This is a genomic window from Apibacter sp. (assembly GCF_025291155.1).
Lineage (GTDB): Bacteria > Bacteroidota > Bacteroidia > Flavobacteriales > Weeksellaceae > Apibacter.
On the sequence record NZ_JAMBJZ010000040.1, the window covers coordinates 1 to 17,561 of the forward strand.

Annotated in this window: 17 protein-coding genes, 2 tRNA genes and 1 riboswitch; of the genes, 10 read left to right on the plus strand and 9 right to left on the minus strand. The window is 28.5% G+C overall.

Annotated elements, in window-relative coordinates; translation table 11 throughout:
- The first annotated feature begins 220 nt into the window (after nt 1–220).
- From M3Z80_RS05345 to M3Z80_RS05355, 3 genes are all read left to right on the plus strand, one after another.
- Nucleotides 221–1,831, plus strand: a complete 1,611-nt coding sequence (locus M3Z80_RS05345) for an Ig-like domain-containing protein (protein ID WP_293918271.1) — start codon at nt 221–223, stop codon at nt 1,829–1,831.
- A gap of 35 nt (nt 1,832–1,866) precedes the next feature.
- Nucleotides 1,867–2,316 carry a heme-binding domain-containing protein gene (locus tag M3Z80_RS05350; RefSeq protein WP_293918273.1) on the plus strand — a complete coding sequence of 150 codons (450 nt, stop codon included), beginning with the start codon at nt 1,867–1,869 and terminating at the stop codon, nt 2,314–2,316.
- A 95-nt stretch (nt 2,317–2,411) separates the two neighbouring features.
- Nucleotides 2,412–3,332, plus strand: coding sequence for a S66 peptidase family protein (locus M3Z80_RS05355; RefSeq protein ID WP_293918275.1), 921 nt, complete (start codon nt 2,412–2,414; stop codon nt 3,330–3,332).
- 197 nt (nt 3,333–3,529) lie between these two features.
- Here M3Z80_RS05355 and M3Z80_RS05360 read toward each other — a convergent pair whose 3' ends face one another.
- Nucleotides 3,530–3,949 (minus strand): GtrA family protein, encoded by a 420-nt coding sequence (locus tag M3Z80_RS05360; protein ID WP_293918277.1) that lies wholly within the window; start codon nt 3,947–3,949, stop codon nt 3,530–3,532.
- A 133-nt stretch (nt 3,950–4,082) separates the two neighbouring features.
- Here M3Z80_RS05360 and M3Z80_RS05365 point away from each other — a divergent pair, with 133 nt between their 5' ends.
- On the plus strand, nt 4,083–5,171 hold the full coding sequence (locus M3Z80_RS05365) for an agmatine deiminase family protein (RefSeq protein WP_293918279.1): 1,089 nt from the start codon (nt 4,083–4,085) through the stop codon (nt 5,169–5,171).
- 287 nt (nt 5,172–5,458) lie between these two features.
- Here M3Z80_RS05365 and M3Z80_RS05370 read toward each other — a convergent pair whose 3' ends face one another.
- The 4 genes from M3Z80_RS05370 to M3Z80_RS05385 form a co-directional block, all read right to left on the minus strand.
- A complete protein-coding gene (locus tag M3Z80_RS05370) occupies nt 5,459–5,839 on the minus strand; it encodes a VOC family protein (protein WP_293918281.1) in 381 nt (126 codons plus the stop codon).
- 145 nt (nt 5,840–5,984) lie between these two features.
- Nucleotides 5,985–7,379 (minus strand): NADH-quinone oxidoreductase subunit N, encoded by a 1,395-nt coding sequence (locus tag M3Z80_RS05375; protein ID WP_293918282.1) that lies wholly within the window; start codon nt 7,377–7,379, stop codon nt 5,985–5,987.
- A 214-nt stretch (nt 7,380–7,593) separates the two neighbouring features.
- Nucleotides 7,594–8,718 (minus strand): YncE family protein, encoded by a 1,125-nt coding sequence (locus M3Z80_RS05380; RefSeq protein ID WP_293918283.1) that lies wholly within the window; start codon nt 8,716–8,718, stop codon nt 7,594–7,596.
- On the minus strand, nt 8,715–10,745 hold the full coding sequence (locus M3Z80_RS05385; protein WP_293918285.1) for a TonB-dependent receptor: 2,031 nt from the start codon (nt 10,743–10,745) through the stop codon (nt 8,715–8,717). The genes M3Z80_RS05380 and M3Z80_RS05385 overlap by 4 nt, the downstream gene beginning before the upstream one ends.
- 119 nt (nt 10,746–10,864) lie before the next feature.
- A riboswitch (cobalamin riboswitch) is annotated at nt 10,865–11,055 on the minus strand.
- Nucleotides 11,056–11,173: 118 nt separating this feature from the next.
- Between M3Z80_RS05385 and M3Z80_RS05390 the strand changes: the two genes are divergently transcribed.
- The gene (locus M3Z80_RS05390) at nt 11,174–11,506 is read left to right on the plus strand and encodes a MerR family transcriptional regulator (protein ID WP_293918287.1); all 333 of its coding nucleotides are present in this window, start codon (nt 11,174–11,176) and stop codon (nt 11,504–11,506) included.
- A 21-nt stretch (nt 11,507–11,527) separates the two neighbouring features.
- The gene (locus tag M3Z80_RS05395) at nt 11,528–11,764 is read left to right on the plus strand and encodes a hypothetical protein (protein ID WP_293918289.1); all 237 of its coding nucleotides are present in this window, start codon (nt 11,528–11,530) and stop codon (nt 11,762–11,764) included.
- Between the two features lie 182 nt (nt 11,765–11,946).
- Here M3Z80_RS05395 and M3Z80_RS05400 read toward each other — a convergent pair whose 3' ends face one another.
- Both M3Z80_RS05400 and M3Z80_RS05405 read right to left on the minus strand, forming a co-directional pair.
- A complete protein-coding gene (locus M3Z80_RS05400; RefSeq protein WP_293918291.1) occupies nt 11,947–12,975 on the minus strand; it encodes a glycosyltransferase family protein in 1,029 nt (342 codons plus the stop codon).
- 4 nt (nt 12,976–12,979) lie between these two features.
- Nucleotides 12,980–13,933 carry a glycosyltransferase family 2 protein gene (locus M3Z80_RS05405; RefSeq protein ID WP_293918293.1) on the minus strand — a complete coding sequence of 318 codons (954 nt, stop codon included), beginning with the start codon at nt 13,931–13,933 and terminating at the stop codon, nt 12,980–12,982.
- Between the two features lie 510 nt (nt 13,934–14,443).
- Between M3Z80_RS05405 and M3Z80_RS05410 the strand changes: the two genes are divergently transcribed.
- Nucleotides 14,444–15,004 carry a 1-acyl-sn-glycerol-3-phosphate acyltransferase gene (locus M3Z80_RS05410; protein WP_293918295.1) on the plus strand — a complete coding sequence of 187 codons (561 nt, stop codon included), beginning with the start codon at nt 14,444–14,446 and terminating at the stop codon, nt 15,002–15,004.
- Nucleotides 15,005–15,349: 345 nt separating this feature from the next.
- Here the strand turns inward: M3Z80_RS05410 and M3Z80_RS05415 are convergent, their stop codons facing one another.
- Complete coding sequence (locus tag M3Z80_RS05415) at nt 15,350–16,048, minus strand: hypothetical protein (RefSeq protein WP_293918297.1); 699 nt, start codon at nt 16,046–16,048, stop codon at nt 15,350–15,352.
- A gap of 75 nt (nt 16,049–16,123) precedes the next feature.
- Here M3Z80_RS05415 and M3Z80_RS05420 point away from each other — a divergent pair, with 75 nt between their 5' ends.
- Nucleotides 16,124–16,501, plus strand: a complete 378-nt coding sequence (locus M3Z80_RS05420) for an RNA-binding S4 domain-containing protein (protein WP_293918299.1) — start codon at nt 16,124–16,126, stop codon at nt 16,499–16,501.
- Between the two features lie 13 nt (nt 16,502–16,514).
- On the opposite strand, the gene M3Z80_RS05425 is transcribed toward M3Z80_RS05420, so the two are convergent.
- On the minus strand, nt 16,515–17,033 hold the full coding sequence (locus M3Z80_RS05425; protein WP_293918301.1) for a shikimate kinase: 519 nt from the start codon (nt 17,031–17,033) through the stop codon (nt 16,515–16,517).
- Nucleotides 17,034–17,148: 115 nt separating this feature from the next.
- On the opposite strand from M3Z80_RS05425, the gene M3Z80_RS05430 reads away from it, so the two are divergent.
- Together M3Z80_RS05430 and M3Z80_RS05435 are read left to right on the plus strand one after the other, a co-directional pair.
- A tRNA-Lys gene (locus M3Z80_RS05430) sits at nt 17,149–17,221 on the plus strand.
- Between the two features lie 46 nt (nt 17,222–17,267).
- A tRNA-Lys gene (locus M3Z80_RS05435) sits at nt 17,268–17,340 on the plus strand.
- Nucleotides 17,341–17,561 lie beyond the last annotated feature (221 nt).

Sequence of the window (17,561 nt, forward strand, 5' to 3'; positions counted from 1 at the left end):
AGCTGTAAAATAAATTAAATAATTATTCCATGAATAAAATCTAAATGATGAAATACAGTAGAAAACCTAATATCAATTTATAATTATCTTTTTCATTACTGCTATCTTGATTACTTTAATCAATAATAAACGGGAAATAAGATGAAGATAAAATAAGAAATAACTAATAGAATGGTTACAATAAGTATATTTGTAAACACTATACTAAACTTTGTTTTATATGTATAAAATAATTAAATTTTTAGTACTAAGCAGCCTAATAGTTTCATGTGCAAGGGTAGGCTCACCAAGTGGAGGAGCGAAAGATATTACCCCTCCTAAATTTATAAGCTCAAAGCCCGATACCTTAGCGACCCGTGTTAATCCAGCAATTAAAGAAATTGTTGTAAATTTCGATGAATATGTACTACTTAAAGATATAGCACAACAAGTGATCATATCTCCATCTCCCAGAATTACTCCCTCTATAACACCATTAAGCACAGCAAGAAAATATGTCACCGTTCGTTTTTTTGAGCCTTTATTGGAGAATACGACATATACTATAAATTTCGGATCAAGCATTCAAGATAATAACGAAGGAAATAAATTAGATAACTTTTCTTTCACTTTTTCAACAGGAGATAAAATTGACAGTCTTCAAGTTAACGGAAATGTTAAACAAAGTTTAAAAAGAGAGCTGGTAGAACCAATTATAATTTCATTATATAAAGTTGATAAAGATAAATCAGGTAAAGATTCAATTAATTTAAAAAATAAGCCTTATTATATATCAAGAGTTGATTCTTTAGGAAATTTTAAATTGGATCATCTTCATGAAGGTAAATTTCGATTGTTAGCCTTTAATGATTTAAATTCTAATCTAATTCCCGATACCGAAAAGGAAATTATTGGGTTTTATCCTGAATATATTTCTCCGGGGAAGGATATGAGATACGATATTGTTCTCTCTCCGGCAAAAGAAGTATATAAAGTTTTAGGAGCTGAACAAGATGGGCAAGGCTCTATAAAAGTGAAATTAAAAGGAAATCCCGATAAGTTATCATTGACTCCTATAGATCCGTCAATAACTTCCTATAAAGTACAGCACCAACCTTTCTCTGATAGTTTGTATTTCTATTTTAATAGTAATGAAATAAAGAAAACAGAAAAGAAGTTTAGAGTAAAATTATTATTAAAAAATAATCAAAAAGCTGATACGATTAATCTATTATACGATAATACGCTGAAATCAGATCTAGCTTTGTCACCTGTTGAAAAAGAAATTACACCTACCTCCTCATATTTAACGTTAAAATCGTCTAATTTTATTAAGTTAATCGATAAAAATAAAATAGAAGTATCTAAAAATAAACAACCTATAGATTTTAGTTCACAAATAGACTCTCTAAACGCTAAACAACTTATCATTAAATTTCCGGTTTCTTACGACACAGAATATAAAGTTACCTTGAAAGATGGTGCATGTAAAGATTTTCTAGATCAAAAAAACAAGGATACGTTATCATATATTATTAAAACTAAAAGACAGAATGAATTTGGAAATTTAAAAATTCAATTAAAAAATAAACCAAGCTCAAAATTTTTCTTTCAACTTTTAAATGAAAAATATGATATTCTGGAAAATATATATGGTTCAGAGGATACTTTTACTTTTCAAAATTTGAATCCAGGTAAATATTTGATTCGCATTTTGGTTGATGAAAATAACAACGGTGTTTGGGATAAGGCAGATGTCGATATTTTTAAACCGGCTGAACCCACTTATTTATATCCAAATATGATAGATGTTAGACCATTATGGAATATAAATGAGGTATGGATACTATAATTTAAGAAATTTCTTATTTTATTGACTAAATACACATGAAAAAAATTTTAATATATGCTATCATAGTTTTTTTTATAATACAATTTATTCGAATAAATAAAGATAATCCTCCAGTAAAAAAAGAAATGGATTATACTTATATTACTAAGGCACCTTCTGAAGTGAAAGCGATTTTGAAAAAAGCATGTTATGATTGTCATTCTAATGAAATAAATTATCCTGGGTATGCGAATATTGCTCCTATTTCTTGGTATATTAAAGAACATATCAATCAAGGTAAAGAATATGTTAATTTTTCAGAATATGGTAATTATAATCAGTATCAAAAAGAACATATAAACTCAGCATTACATAGGGTAATTGAAAATAAATCAATGCCATTGTCCAGTTATATAATGATGCATAAAGAAGCTAATTTATCCCATGAAGAAAATAGAATTCTCTTACAATGGTTTAGTTCACTTCTTATTAATAATAAACAATAAATGCATGCATTTTGTATTTAAACCTATAATAATCAAGTAAGTGTTGGAAATACGTTTAAATTTAAAGAAGAGCCATGCATATATATCATAGATTTATGAAATCAATAAATGAGGGAGATACATTATTAATTGTAGCTCCGGCAGGAACAGTAAAAAAAGAAGATATTCAATCGGCAATAGATTTAATTAGCGCACAAGGATGGAACTATGAAATAGGTAAAAATACATTTAATCATTATTACTTTGGATATAATTATTCAGGTACAGTTAAAGAAAGATTGGAGGATTTACAATGGGCACTGGATCATCCTACAGCAAAGGCGATATGGTTTGCAAGAGGTGGATATGGAGGAGTACAAATAGTTGATTTTTTAAAATTAAATAAATTTAAAGAAAATCCTAAATGGTTAATAGGATATTCAGATAATACGGTCTTTCATCAGCATTTTAACAGGAGAGGTATTCCCACGTTACATGCTACAGTATGCAAACCCTTGCCCGAAGGTCATTCAGAAGAGACCTATACAACAATGATTGAAGCATTGAAAGGCAATGTATTGCATTATGAAATTGATACTCATTCATTTAATAAGGAAGGAAAAGTTGAAGGAATTATTACCGGAGGAAATTTATCGATTTTATATAGCTTATTGGGAAGTCGATCTTTGGATCATTTTGAAGATAAAATATTATTTATTGAAGATTGGCATGAAAACTATTACCATATTGATAGAATGATAATTGGAATGAAAAGGGCGGGAGTACTCAATAAAATTAAAGGGTTGTTAGTAGGGGCATTCACTAAAATGGATTCTAAAGATGAGAATAAATTTTATAATGATCCCTATGATGAGGAAGCTTATAGTGTTATATCTTCCAGATTTCAAAAGTATAATATCCCCATGGCATTTGGTTTTCCGAGTGGTCATGTTTTTGATACACGTGCTATTATAATGGGGGGGAAGTCCTTGCTGGAAATTAATAAAGATAATGTGAAGCTTAGTATTGAAATCTAAGTAAAATAAGCATGTATTAAATTTAATTTTATATAACTTAGAAGTCCTTAATCATATAGCGAGACAGAATAATTATCTAATGTTATTTCTTAGTGAAAGATGTTTGTAAAAGAACATTTAATTTAATTAATAAACTTATCAAAGTTTATAAAAGCTGTATTTTTTTGAAAAAATAAGCGTATATTATAATCAAATTGTTAATTTGAAAAGACTAATTTCTTTTTTGCCATATAGTTTATTAAAGAAATTGCAAAAATTGCAGCGGCTTTACAGAAAACAATATCACCCATAGTATAAAAATATAGGTTAATAGGTTTATGTATAAAATAATGAAATATTGCGAAAGCTCCCCAACTCATAAACATAGTAATTATGGAAAGTGAAATAAAAAGCATAAATTCCTTTTTTTTGGAATGTTTGCCCCGTTCAAAAACATAGCGAATACTAAAAAAATAATTACTTAAAATACCTGCGCCGGTAGATAATAGATTGGATAATGGATATGCGTTGGATTTATTTTCAAAAGAAAAAAAACTAGGCAGCATATTAGGGGAACATAAAATTTTCATAAATAAAATTTCAATTACTGCACTTAAAGCTCCTGCTATAAAAAACAAAATCAATTGTTTTTTGTGCTTTTTTATGGAAGTGATCACTTATAATTTATTAAAATTTTTTACAAAAATAGATTAATTTTTTTTATTTGAGTAATTTTGAAATAAATATTTAAAGAATTAAACATGTAACTATATGTCAGGTAAAGATTATATGAAATATACACCTCAAAAGTTTAAAAATAAAACACCTAAGGAATTGGGATTTTTTTTTCCTGCGGAATTTTATCCGCATAAATCTACATGGTTATCTTGGCCACATAAAGAATTATCCTGGCCAGGAAAAATTGAAAAAATTTATAAGCCCTATGCGAAGTTTATAGCTGAACTTTCAAAAGGAGAGGAGGTTAATATAAATGTTGTTAGCATTGAAATGAAAGAGTTTGCTATGGGGTATATTGAGAAAACGAATGCAGATCTTGATAAAATCAATTTTTACATACACCCAACCAATGATGCTTGGTGTCGCGACCATGGACCTGCATTTGTAATAAATCCCAATTCATTAGAACATAAAAAAGCTTTAGTTAATTGGAATTATAATGCTTGGGGAAATAAATATCCTCCTTACGATCTTGATAATGAAATACCGTTACATATAGCAAAAGAGGAGAGATTGCCAATATTTAATCCGGGAATAGTTATGGAAGGAGGATCAGTTGAATTTAACGGTAAAGGCACCGTTCTAACGTCAACATCTTGTCTTTTGAATATAAATAGAAATCCTCATCTAACTCAAGAGGAAATAGAAGAATATCTGAAAAATTATTATGGAGTAGAACAAGTTCTTTGGGTTGATGAAGGAATTGTTGGCGATGACACAGATGGACATATTGATGATACTGTTCGTTTTGTAAACGAGAATACAGTTCTTGCTGTGGTAGAAACTAATAAAGACGATGAAAATTATGAATTATTGCAGCATAACTTAAAGCAATTGAAAGCAATGAAGCTTTTAGATGGTACCCCATTGAATGTAATTGAACTGCCTATGCCGGAACCTGTCTATTATGATGGATGTCGATTACCAGCTTCATATGCTAATTTTTATATAGCCAATAAATCTGTAATTGTACCTATTTTTAATTGCGAAAATGACGAAATAGCACTTACCATTATAAAAAAATGTTTTCCTGATAGAAATGTGATTGGGATTGATTCAACGGATATAATATGGGGACTAGGAAGTTTTCATTGCTTGAGTCAACAAGAGCCTGCAATATAAGCGCGGTATATGAAGAGTCATTACATGAATTAAAAGCTAATTTTTAATGTGTTTATGTAATAAAAATAATTCGAATGAATCATATAAGGATAAAAGTCGCACTAATGTTCGACTTTTATTTTTTAATTAAAGTGTAATAATCTTATATTTTAAGATTATTACACTTTAATAATACTTTTATAATTTATAAGAATTCTTATGATTATTTAACAAAGAATCTATTTATAGATAGTTTTTTTGCTTTAATTAATCAACAGTTAATTAAAAGCTTCGTTTGGATTTTATACTTAGTTACAGTAATTTGATAATTCAACAAGGTTACCGTCAGGGTCTCTTATATATAAACTCTTAATTTCGCCTTGCGACCCATGTCTTTTTACAATACCTTCTATGATTGGATATTCCTTTTTTTCAATCTCTTCTTTTACTAACTCAATATCGTCTTCTACGATCAAACAAAAGTCTTGACTTCCGTATTCCACATGTAAAGCAGCAGGTTGAAACTCACCCTTCTTTAAATGGATATTAATTTTCTGATTACCAAATATAAATGCATGTCGCCCCTTATTTTCTACATGTTTCATGCCGAGAAGATCCTTATAAAATGCAATGCTCATCTCTAAGTTTTTAGTAGTTATAACAAAATGGTCTATTTTTTTAATTTTCATTTTTTCTTGTCTTTTACTAAAATATAAATTAGGGCAGCTTACTAAATCGATTTAGTAATCAGTCAAAACCAAAACCTCTATAAAAAATGTAATAACTTCTAAAAAAAATCTGTAAAAAATATTTACCTATTTTTATTACTAACGATTAATTAGTGAGTGCTAAACAGGTAAAAACAGGTTCAGGATATACTCCTAAAAGAATAATTAAAATAACAATTACAATAGCTACAACATTATAAATAAATGGAGCTTTTTTAGCATTTTGTAATTCCTCGTATTCAGGTTTGAAATACATGGCTATTATTAATTTAAGGTAATAGCCAATACTAATTGCAGAACCTATTATTGCAATAATAACTAAAGTAGGCTGTGTATATAAGGCTTGCGAAAATAAAGTAAATTTGGCAATGAAACCGGATGTCAATGGTATTCCTGCCATAGAAAGCAGAGAAAGAGTGGTTACCAAGGCTAAAATAGGTTGTTTTTTTGCTAAACCATTAAAAGCGTTAATATCCGTAATTCCGTGAGAAATTCTTTCAATATAAATAAGGCTAATAAAAGCACCTACTGTAGAAAGCGAATAAGCTAGTAGGTAAAATGCTAAAGTATATATAGAATTAGCATCGGTATTAAAATAAATAAGTAATAGATATCCGGCATGTGAAATACTGGAGTAAGCTAACATTCTTTTTGCATTTTTTTGTAAAACACCCACAATATTTGCCGATAATAAAGTTAAAATCGCTGCATAGAATATGATATATTGCCATTGGTTTAATTGACCAATGAAAGCTGTTTCAACTAATTTATATAAAGCTACAAACCCGGAAATTTTCACCACAGATGCCATAAAAGCTGTGATTAATGAAGGAGATCCTTCGTATACATCCGGCGCCCAAAAATGAAAAGGTACTATAGATATTTTAAATAATAATCCTATTAATAGCAAAATAATACCGGTTATGTAAATGGTTGGATAATGAGTGGCTTGGATGCTATATAAACGTATAGTTTGAAGATCAAATGAACTGGTAATACCATAGATTAAAGTGATTCCGAATAGTAAAAATCCTGTGGCAAAAGCTCCTAAAAGAAAATACTTAATAGATGCCTCATTTGAACGCAAATCATTTTTATTACTTCCAGCTAAAACATACAACGGTATAGATAATATTTCGATTCCTAAAAATAAGGTAATTAAATTTTGATATGAGAATAATACAATTCCACCGCATAAAGCAAAAAGCAATAAACTATACACTTCTGCCTGATGATGGTCTATAAGACGGAAAGCATATTTTCCTAAGAAAACGATTAATAACGTGGTTATTAACGATATTTGAGTAAATATCTTTGCCGTTTGGTCAAACGTAAACATAGAAGCGTATCTTGTGAAGAAAGGAAAATCTCCGTAAAAAGAAGTTATTAAAGCAATAAGTAGCCCTATAATTGCAAATGGTTGTGAATATTTTCCATGTCCGAAAACTCCTGAATAAAGACTAAGGATGGCTGCTGCGAAAATAATGATGATAATGCTCATTATATTTTTAGTATATTTTAAAGTTTTGCAGCCAAAGTTACAATTTTTGATTAAAATGTGAAATTAAAAAAATGATAAAATAGATATCAAGGAATATTTATCTTGCTAAATTTGATGAATTTATAAAGTTAAGCAAGTCATTTATATATTTACAAAATGAAAAAGTTGTTATAACAACTCTTTCATTTAATTCAATTATTTCTTAAATAATGATTTATTTGTTTATAAGAGCCAAATGTCCAGGAATTAAACCGGTTAGTTTACACCATTGTAAATTTCCGTCTTTGGAAAAGTAATAAAGCTTACCATTTGAAGTATAATCCAGTGCATCTGTAATATAAAAACTTCCGTCAGAAGGATCCGCCAAAATACCGTAAGGAGACATAATTTCTGAATTATTTATTGAATTTATTAGATCTGACGAGATAATTTTTTGGGTATCTATATCAATAATTCCATAGGTATTTACTGTTGCTCCAGATGTATATTCAGTTCCATAAAAATAAAGTTTTTCTTTATAAAATGTTAAATCTGAAATATTGATATCCAGCTTATTGATAATCTCATCTGTGGACGGATCAATGACTGCTATAAAAGGCTTTAAGTTCTTATAATCTCCTCTGGAAGTAACCCATATATGATTGTTTTTATCCGTTCTTATTCTATGCAAATTTTTGCCAACCTCTATCTCATGGATTTTAATAAAAGAATCTAAGTCAATTACTGTTACAGTATTGTCGTATTCCGGTGCATGATATCCACCCGAATTGGCAACATAAAGCTTGTTATTAACTATAGTCATTTCTTCTGGATTAAAGCCGACAGTTATTTCATTTACAATTTTTTGGCTGTTTATATCAATTTTGGCTACATAACCTTTACCGTTGGGCGTATTACTTGCATAAGAAGTAACATATGCATAATCTCCAGAAAAAGCAATATAACGACAATTTGGAATGGCTATTTTGCCCAAATGTTTTGCAGTTTTGGAATCCATAATTTCAACGTAGTTGGACATATTGATAACTGCATACAATTTATCTTTATAAATTTTTAAATCATTTCCAGTATCTCCTAATCCTCCTTGATTAGGATTGATTTTTTCAAAATATTTATTGAAAAATTCACCCGTATCATAATTAAGATAGGATAATGAAGAATTGTTTTGTTGAAAACTGCCCTCATTTAATATGTATAACCCTTTTTTAGCTCCCGGTTGAGGTGCAATATTATTATCAGACCAGCTGTCGTCACTATTACAAGAGATAAGGAACGTTGTAATAATAAATAAAAATGAAAATATAAATTTTCTTAATGTCATAATTAATTGTTTATTCATATGTTAAATTTAAAGCTAATTTTATAGTTTCTTCCCGGCATGGGATAATTGGCTATTATGTCATAATATTTATTAAAGATATTGTTGATTTCCAGAGATGCCCTACTTTGTATGGTCTTAAAATATAATTTTTTGGAAAGTTGTATATCATGTGTATACCAGGCTTTCACTAAATTATCATTAGTATTGGATGGAGAGTTATAACGTTCTCCGGTGTACATAAAACTATAATTGAAATTCCAATCTTTGTAATTAATCCCAAGTAAAAGAGTGCCACTGTTCCAAGGTATGTAAGGAAGCTGATTTTTATAATTTAGTACCGGAGACGTTAGGTTTTGAGCATCTTCGTAGGTATAGGTAACTTTAGTAGTGAAAAGAATATCTTTAAGTAATAAAGAAACTTGAGAGGACATATCTATGCCTCGTATACGGGTTTTACCAATATTGCGCATGCTCCAACGAAACTGTTGTCCTTTCGGATAGGCTATAATCTTATCTTTAACCGTATTGTAATATCCATCTACGGTAAAACCTATATGAGAAACTATTCCCGAAGTAAAGTTTTTATTATAAGTGACGCCTATATCGAATTGGTTAGTATATTCTGGCTTTAAGTTAGAATTTCCAATATCTGTATAATATAAATCATTAAATGTCGGCATACGGAATATTCTTTTATAAAAGCTATGGAAGCTTAATTCATTTGATTTGAAAGGTTGGTAATTAAAAAAGAATGCAGGTGTAAGCTCATTTTTATCAGAAGCGCCCATTACGTTACTTTTGTGATCTGTCCTATCTTGTACAAAAGTGCCTAGTAAACTCGTTTGTAATTTAATTTTGGTAAACTGAAGAGCAGTGGCAAAAGCTACTAATTCTGTATTTCTTATGGGATTAGCAAAATTCACTAAATCAGCTTTCATGCTATTATACTGATAATCAGCGGAGATAGATATGTCCCAAAAAGAAAATAATGAATATTGTTGAGCTGTGGAAATATAAAATTCATCCTGTTTATAGGTATTATTTATAAGATAGGAAAACTTGTCTCCCCATTTAGAATCTTTATATATCTCAATATTTTCATAATGAGTAAAATCATGAGCATATTTAGCATTTATCATTATTTTATATTTTTTACTAAACAGCTTTTCCAATGAACCTTGCATAAAGAAATTTCGATCCTCTTGTTTACCGAACTGATATTTTTCGTAAGAATTTTTTATAACGGCTCCGGGGATTTTTCTGCTGGAATCGTAATAATATCCTTTCAAATTCCATTTACCGTTAGTAAGTTTACCAAATAACCCGGCTTCAGTCCGTAAAGCACTGATATTTCCGTTTTGTCTTATGGCTATGGTATCCCATGTACCTTTTTTCTGCCGGTATTTATATTTTCCGTCAGAATTAATGTATTCGATATTGAAAGAAGAGGTAAGTACAGATGATAATTTTTCTTCCCATACAAGGGATGGGTTTATTAAGTTAAATGATCCTGAGCGATAAGTAGAATTTATATTCGTTTTTTTATTACCCATAAAAACCGGTCGTTTAGTGGTAAGATATATTGTTCCGGCCGATCCGAAATCTTTTGCTGATTGAAATATTTGACATTTTTGTCCATTATAGATAGAGATAGATTCTAAATTATCCATCGAAAATTTACCAAGATCTACCATTCCGTTTTGCGCATTTCCTACAGGTATTCCATCGTAAAAGACCCCTACGTGTTCACTCCCCATCCCTCGAATATTGACTGTTTTCATGCCTCCAACTCCTCCATAATCTTTTAATTGTACTCCCGAAAAAAGACGTACGGCATCTGCAACAGAAAAACTATTAATATTTTCCAATTCTTTTCCTTTCAATTCTTGAAAGGGGATTATTGCTTTATCATTCCTCTTTCCAATAGTAACAATCTCCTTCAATTCTGTTATTCTAATGCTATCTTTTTTTTCCTGCGCATTAATAAATGAATAGACCAAGCTTATTGGTAAGGCAAATAAAATATTTTTATAATTATTTATCATTTTTTTGATAAATTATCTTAAATCACTGATATAGCCATATAGTTTCCGGAAAAAGTAAACAGGAAAAGTAAATTAGATGTGCTTTTAATGTTTTCAGCCTTGTTCCACGAAAGCTTTTAAAACTATATTTAAATTTGGCAGGTCTTCTGACTTACTTCATCTTAAGAACCTTCCCAAGCAAAACGTACTTAGTGGTATAATCTTAAAACCTTTTTTGAAGATTACAGCAGCGGGCCTGTTTCGGACTTTCACCGAATTCCCTTTTAAGACTGCTTTTTTAATAACAGTCACCAAATTCAGGCAAATATAAATATTTTTTAATAGCCTCCCTAAAGCTCATTTTTAAGGTAATAAAATTATATTTTAAAAGAGATTGATTTTTTTATTAAAATTTAGAAAGTTGTAGTAAAAAATCTTAGATTTGAATAATGAATGTACAGCTTCCTGAAAAATTATATTATTCTATTGGAGAAGTAGCGCAAGCTTTTCATGTTAATACTTCTTTAATAAGATTCTGGGAGAAAGAATTTGATAGTATTTCACCAAAAAAGAATAAAAAAGGAGACCGTTTTTTTACTCCAAAAGATATTGAAAATCTTAAAATAATTTATTATTTAGTTAAGGAAAAAGGATATACCTTAGAAGGAGCAAAAGTTGTTTTACAAACACAAAAAAATTTACCGAAAAAAGTAGAGATAATCTCACGCTTGGAATTGGTAAAGGAAGAATTACTTAAGTTGAAGGAGTTATTAGATGATTAAAATTTAAATAAAGACAATAATATGAAGTTACCAAAATTTTTAATGGCAGACAATTCGGATTTTCCGGAAGATTTATTTGTTGTGCATACAGAATATCCAAGATTTATTTTAAATGTAGAGGAAGAAGAGGTAGAGTGGTTTGATGATTTGGAAGGAGAAGAAGAAGAAGTTGCCAATGAAGTAAATTCTCTGATAGAACAAGCTTTTAATTTTTGTGATGCAGAAATTGAAAGATATGAAGAAGATGATGAAGATTAATTCTTCTGTGGTTCTTTTATAATATATAAATAAGCAGTATTAACTGCTTATTTTTTTATTTAAATATTAAATTATTTTATAAATAAATGAGGATGAAATTTTTGTGTGATATAATTGTAAAATAATATAATTATTTAGGTATACTTATTAATTTACTAGAAAATTTATAAATAAGTTCCAATTTATTCGTCAACTGAACAACCCTGATTTCGATATTGATCTTTGAACTTGTTTGTCCATTTTTTCCATTCTTCGGGTTTAATTTTTTCATTATTTTTATTTTCTAATAATGATAAAATATAACTTTCAGAAAAATCCTTCGGAAAATTCTCTAATGGATCGAACTGATCGTTATACCATTTTTCATTTACGACATGATTAAACTGATTTACATCGAAGTTAAAACCATAGCTATGATACGAATTAGTAGCAGAAGATGAAAAAGTTGTTTTCAACGTTTCCTTCTTCAATTGCGCAATCATCGTTTTATTATGTTTATATTTTCGATAATACATAATAGCATTAAATAATTGTTTTTTTTCATCGACTTTTCCGTTAATATTCTGCCATGTTGCTAACCAAAATTCTTTTTTATGAATTCCCATCAGTATGGAATTTAGTATCCAATATTTTGTTTTAGTGTTGTTAGTAACTAATCCTAATTTATATAATAAGCTAAAAAAATTATATTTATTATAAAAAAAACATTCCATAAGGAAAGGTGGGAGGGTAAAAAGATCAGGATAAATTGCAAACATCTCAGAAGTAATATCTACCTGTTTAAATTGATTTACAAAATTTTCATTTCCCAGCCATCCCAATCTTAGTAATGAAATGTCTTCTTTGCCCATTATTTCATTTAATTCATTAACATTTATTTTTCGGATGAACCAAACGTCGTCTTCTGTAATTATAAAATAAGGAGAAGCATCTTTTACTGTATTAATCCACATTTGAGTAGGAATTTTAAAACCATTAATATCTGCTCCGGTTTTTAGATTTTCTTGTATTGCTTCTGTTTTTTCATCATAATTTTCAGATCTTACAATTTTAATAGACGGATATTTAGTTTTTATTTTAGTTAAATATTTTTCAGGTGTTCCATCATCTAAGACTGTGATTGTATAATCACCTTCTACAAATTTTTGAATGCTATACAAGCATCTGTCTAAATAGAACGGACGATTAAATGATTTTATGATTATATCCATAATTTTAGATTTTAGAAAAAAATTTACCTAATATAGAGAAAATACTTTTATTTTCTGATACAAGATAATAAAATATAAAGTATAAAGAAATGGGGTAATTTTTTTGATATTTTTTTAATAAAAAACGCATAGTTTCCCTATCTCGTCTATATAAACAGATTTTTAAAGCAAATAGGCAATCGTCTTTTATGATAGGATAATTTATATTATATATCTGAGTAAAGGATTTCGGATCAAATGATTCATAGGAATCTTTACCGGTGGAGAGTCTTTCATTATAAAAAAAACGGGCTTTGTTGATAAATAGCCATTGTACCAATCTATTTTTAGTTTTAGACAAAGAATTGGAAGTTTGTCGATAAGAAATGAGAATATCTGAAAGATTATCAATCTTTTTTCCTTCGGAAAATAAACGTAATATAAGATCGTAATCTTCACAATAGATCATCTTCTCGCGGTAAAAAACGTTCTCATTTCTAAACATAACTGTAGAATGATAGATAAGATTGTTTTTATTAATATTATTTTTTAATTTCTCATATCCTGTTGGAGCAATAAAGCTGTTTTCTACCTTATCATTTTCATCAATAATATAAGCACTGCTGCCAATTAAAAATATATCCGGATTATTTTCCAGATATTTAACTTGATATTCTAATCTATTTGGTAATGCTAAATCGTCAGAATCTAATATGGCAATATATTTACCTTTTGCCTTTTCAATTCCTTTATTGCGAGATTTGATAACAAAAAGATTTTTATCATTATTTAATAAGATGATACGGGAATCTTTTTTACAATATTCTTTAACAATAGATTGTGTATTATCCGTAGAACCATCATTAATTACTAATAATTCAAAATTATTAAAAGTTTGATTAATTATCGATTCTATAGATGCAGATATATGCTTTTCTGCATTGTAAGCAGCCATAATAACTGATACAATTGGAGCCATAGGATAAGTATATAGTTACAAAAGTATAACATTTTATGTAAAGTGCTTATATTCATAAGTTTTTTAATAATAAGTATATAATCAATATTAAATCGAATGTTTTTTATAAAAAAAAATAATTATTCAATGAAAGAATAACGAATAGTATAAAAGAAAAGATTAGAGAGGGAAGAAAAAAAATTAACTCAGATTATTTATGATAAATTTTATTTATATTCAGAGAAAATTTTTAATTTAGCAAAAAATTAGGGTGTTCATATAATATAGGGATTCTGATAATTAAAACTCAGGGTTTTATTAATTATAGATAATGCCTGTATACATATTATAGTGTTTTTAATTAATAAGAAAAAATAAAAGATCATGGTACAAATTCTCTTTAAGATGGTATTAGTTATTATGGATTTCATAATGTCAATGTTCAGTTAATAAGAAAATTATATACATGTGAAATGTTCAGCTAAAACATTGGCTGAATTTTTTAATTATTTTTGTAGTTAAAAACGAAATATGAAAAAAATACTAGGAAGATTAATGCTGTTTGTTATGGGATGGAAATTTAAAAATAAAGTTTCTGTTAATGAATTAAGAAAATGTGTTTTAATATGTGCCCCCCATACTTCTAATTGGGATTTCTATTATTGTTTAGCTAGTTTTTGGTGTTTAAATATTCCTTATAAAGTAATGATTAAAGATTCGTATACCAAACCATGGTATGGAGGCTTTTTTAAAGCATTAGGGTGTATAGGGGTAGACCGCAGCCAATGGAATAATTTAGTACAATATTCGGCAGAGCTTATAAAAAATTCAAAATCAATGGCTCTTATTAATACTCCAGAAGCCACACGCTCTTGGTCTTTAAAATGGAAAAAAGGTTTTTATTATATTGCTAAACAAGCAAATGTTCCTATAGCCCTTGCCTATGCAGATTATAAAAATAAAGTAACGGGCGTAGATAAGATGATATATATTGAGGATAAAACCATTGATGAAATTTTTGATGAAATTGAAGGTTTTTATAGACCGGAAATGGCTAAATTTCCTGAAAAATATAATCCTAAAATTTACTAATTTTTTAAAGCCTATAGATAATAGGATAGGATATAGAAATCAAGACGTTATTTACTTTTGTTAGCTATATTTTAATAAATTTCGGTTCAAGAATACTTATCTTCAGTTTTTTGCGCATGTTTAGAAATTTTAAGACAATTAAATTCAAAAGAAAAGTTTAATGTTCATACGTAATTTAGCATTTACATTCTATAACTAAAAATATGCTAAATTACTATGGATTTTTTTTAAAATCAATTCCGAAATATAAATTAATTCCAATTCTTTATATTGCTAATAAATATTAATAATTTATTTATAGAATATAAATTGAATTAATTGATGATAAATGATTTTATAAAAACTTTAATTACAAGATTGATCTTTAGGACAAACTTTGTATAATTCAAAATTTAGAATGAAAGTAGCATTTTTACTATTCGTATAATTCTCTTCCCTACCGTAAGCTAATCGTGAGGGAACAATTATTACTCCTTGTAAAACATTATAAAGGTCATTTATAGATTTATTTGTGGGTTTAAAGTCTTTTAAACCGTCTACAATTCCTTTAATTACATAATAATTTTCACTCTTAATCGTATCGTTTTTAGGTTTTTTATAAAAGAAAGGATCTTCTTGAGCAATGCCCGAATTATCTATAGAACTTGAAGAAGTATATAAGGTAGAATACCCATTTCCGCCTTCGCTAGCAATAAAATATTTAAGAGAATAATGAATTAGAATGTTATTTTTTCCGTCTGCCGTTAGGGAATCGTTTATGCCTTTATCCGCGTTTGGATTTGTTACAATCCAATATCCTAAGGATGATTTTTTTGCATTTTTACTTAAAGGTTCTTTGTCTTCAGGAGTTACTGCATCTGAAAATTTAGTTACTTTTCCAAGATCATCAAAATAATAACTATTCAAAAAATTTATAATAGCAGTATCATCAGCCGTATTTTGCTCCTCAATGGATAAAGAAGAAGTATTATTGTCATCGCTACTGCATGAAACAAGAAATAACAAAATAAAGAAATATCCGGCTACAAAAGATTTTCTAATCATGTAATTAAAATATGTTAAATTAGTTGCTAATTTACAATTAAATTTAAAATTTAAAGATTTAATTTTATCAACCCTATGAGAATAGATAAATTTCTATGGTGTGTACGTTTTTATAAAACACGAGCAATAGCTACGGAAGAATGTAAAAAAAATAGAGTTTTTTTGGAAGATGTTCCTTTAAAACCTTCAAAGGAAATATTAGTTGGTGAAACATATAAAATAAGAAAAAATCAAATTGATTACAAAATTCAAGTAATACAAATACCACCTAATAGAGTAGGAGCTAAATTGGTATCGTTATATATTAAAGACCTTACAGATCCTGAACAGATTGAAATGATGAAGACCAGAGCTCAGTCACAAAATTATTACCGCCAAAAAGGAGTAGGAAGGCCTACCAAAAAAGATAGGAGGGATTTGGATGATTATACTCTAGAATGGGAAGATGAATAATTGTAATATGTGTTTATTTCTCAAGTTGGAGTAAGTCGATAATTTCGTCACATAATTCATTCGGATTTTTTTGTTTGACTTGTATTTTATAAGTAGACAATTCGTAAAAGGGAGAACGCTCAAATAAGTGTTTAGCAATAAATTCTAATAAATCTTCATCTTCCAGATGAGAAATAAGAGGACGATGTTCTTTTTCATTACTCAGCCTTAAGGCTAATTCCGAAGGATTCATTTTTAAGTAAAAGGATAGGCTTCTCTTATTTATCAAATTCATATTATTATGATATACCGGAGTACCTCCTCCTAAGCTCAATACCCTATGATCTTCTTCTAACAGTTCTTTTAAATAGAAATTTTCTTTTTTGCGGAAATAAATTTCTCCGTATTCGGAAAAAATTTCATGAATAGACTTTTTTTCTTGTGCGCTTATATACTCGTCCAAATCTATAAAGTCAAGTTGTAGAGAGTTTGCTAAACTTTTTCCTACAGTGGATTTTCCACTTCCCATATAACCCAGCAAAGTAATATTCATAATTTTTGGATTTTTTACAAATATGAGATTTTTTATTATATTTATTTGCATACCCAAAAAAAGTCACTATATTTGCACTCGCTAAACGAAAATGCTTAGCGAGTACTAAAATAAAGACCTGGTAGCTCAGTTGGTAGAGCACAACACTTTTAATGTTGGGGTCCTGGGTTCGAGCCCCAGCCAGGTCACATATAGTAAATTTTCGCTTGAGTTCCTCAAGCTTTTCTTGTTTTTGACTCCGTAGCTCAGTTGGTAGAGCAACTGACTCTTAATCAGTGGGTCGAGAGTTCGAGCCTCTCCGGGGTCACAAAGCCTAAAACCGCACCATATATGCATTTAGGCTTTTTTTATTTCTTGATCAAGTGTAATCACATAATTCAAATAATGATTTCGACAATGTAAAAAGCATTTTAAAATATATAATTTATATATGTAATTATTCGATAAATAGATGTTTTTTTCTGAAGTATGAATGTTCCTTTATAATTTGAAAAAATTTCTAAACAAAAATTAAATACAAGGGTAAAT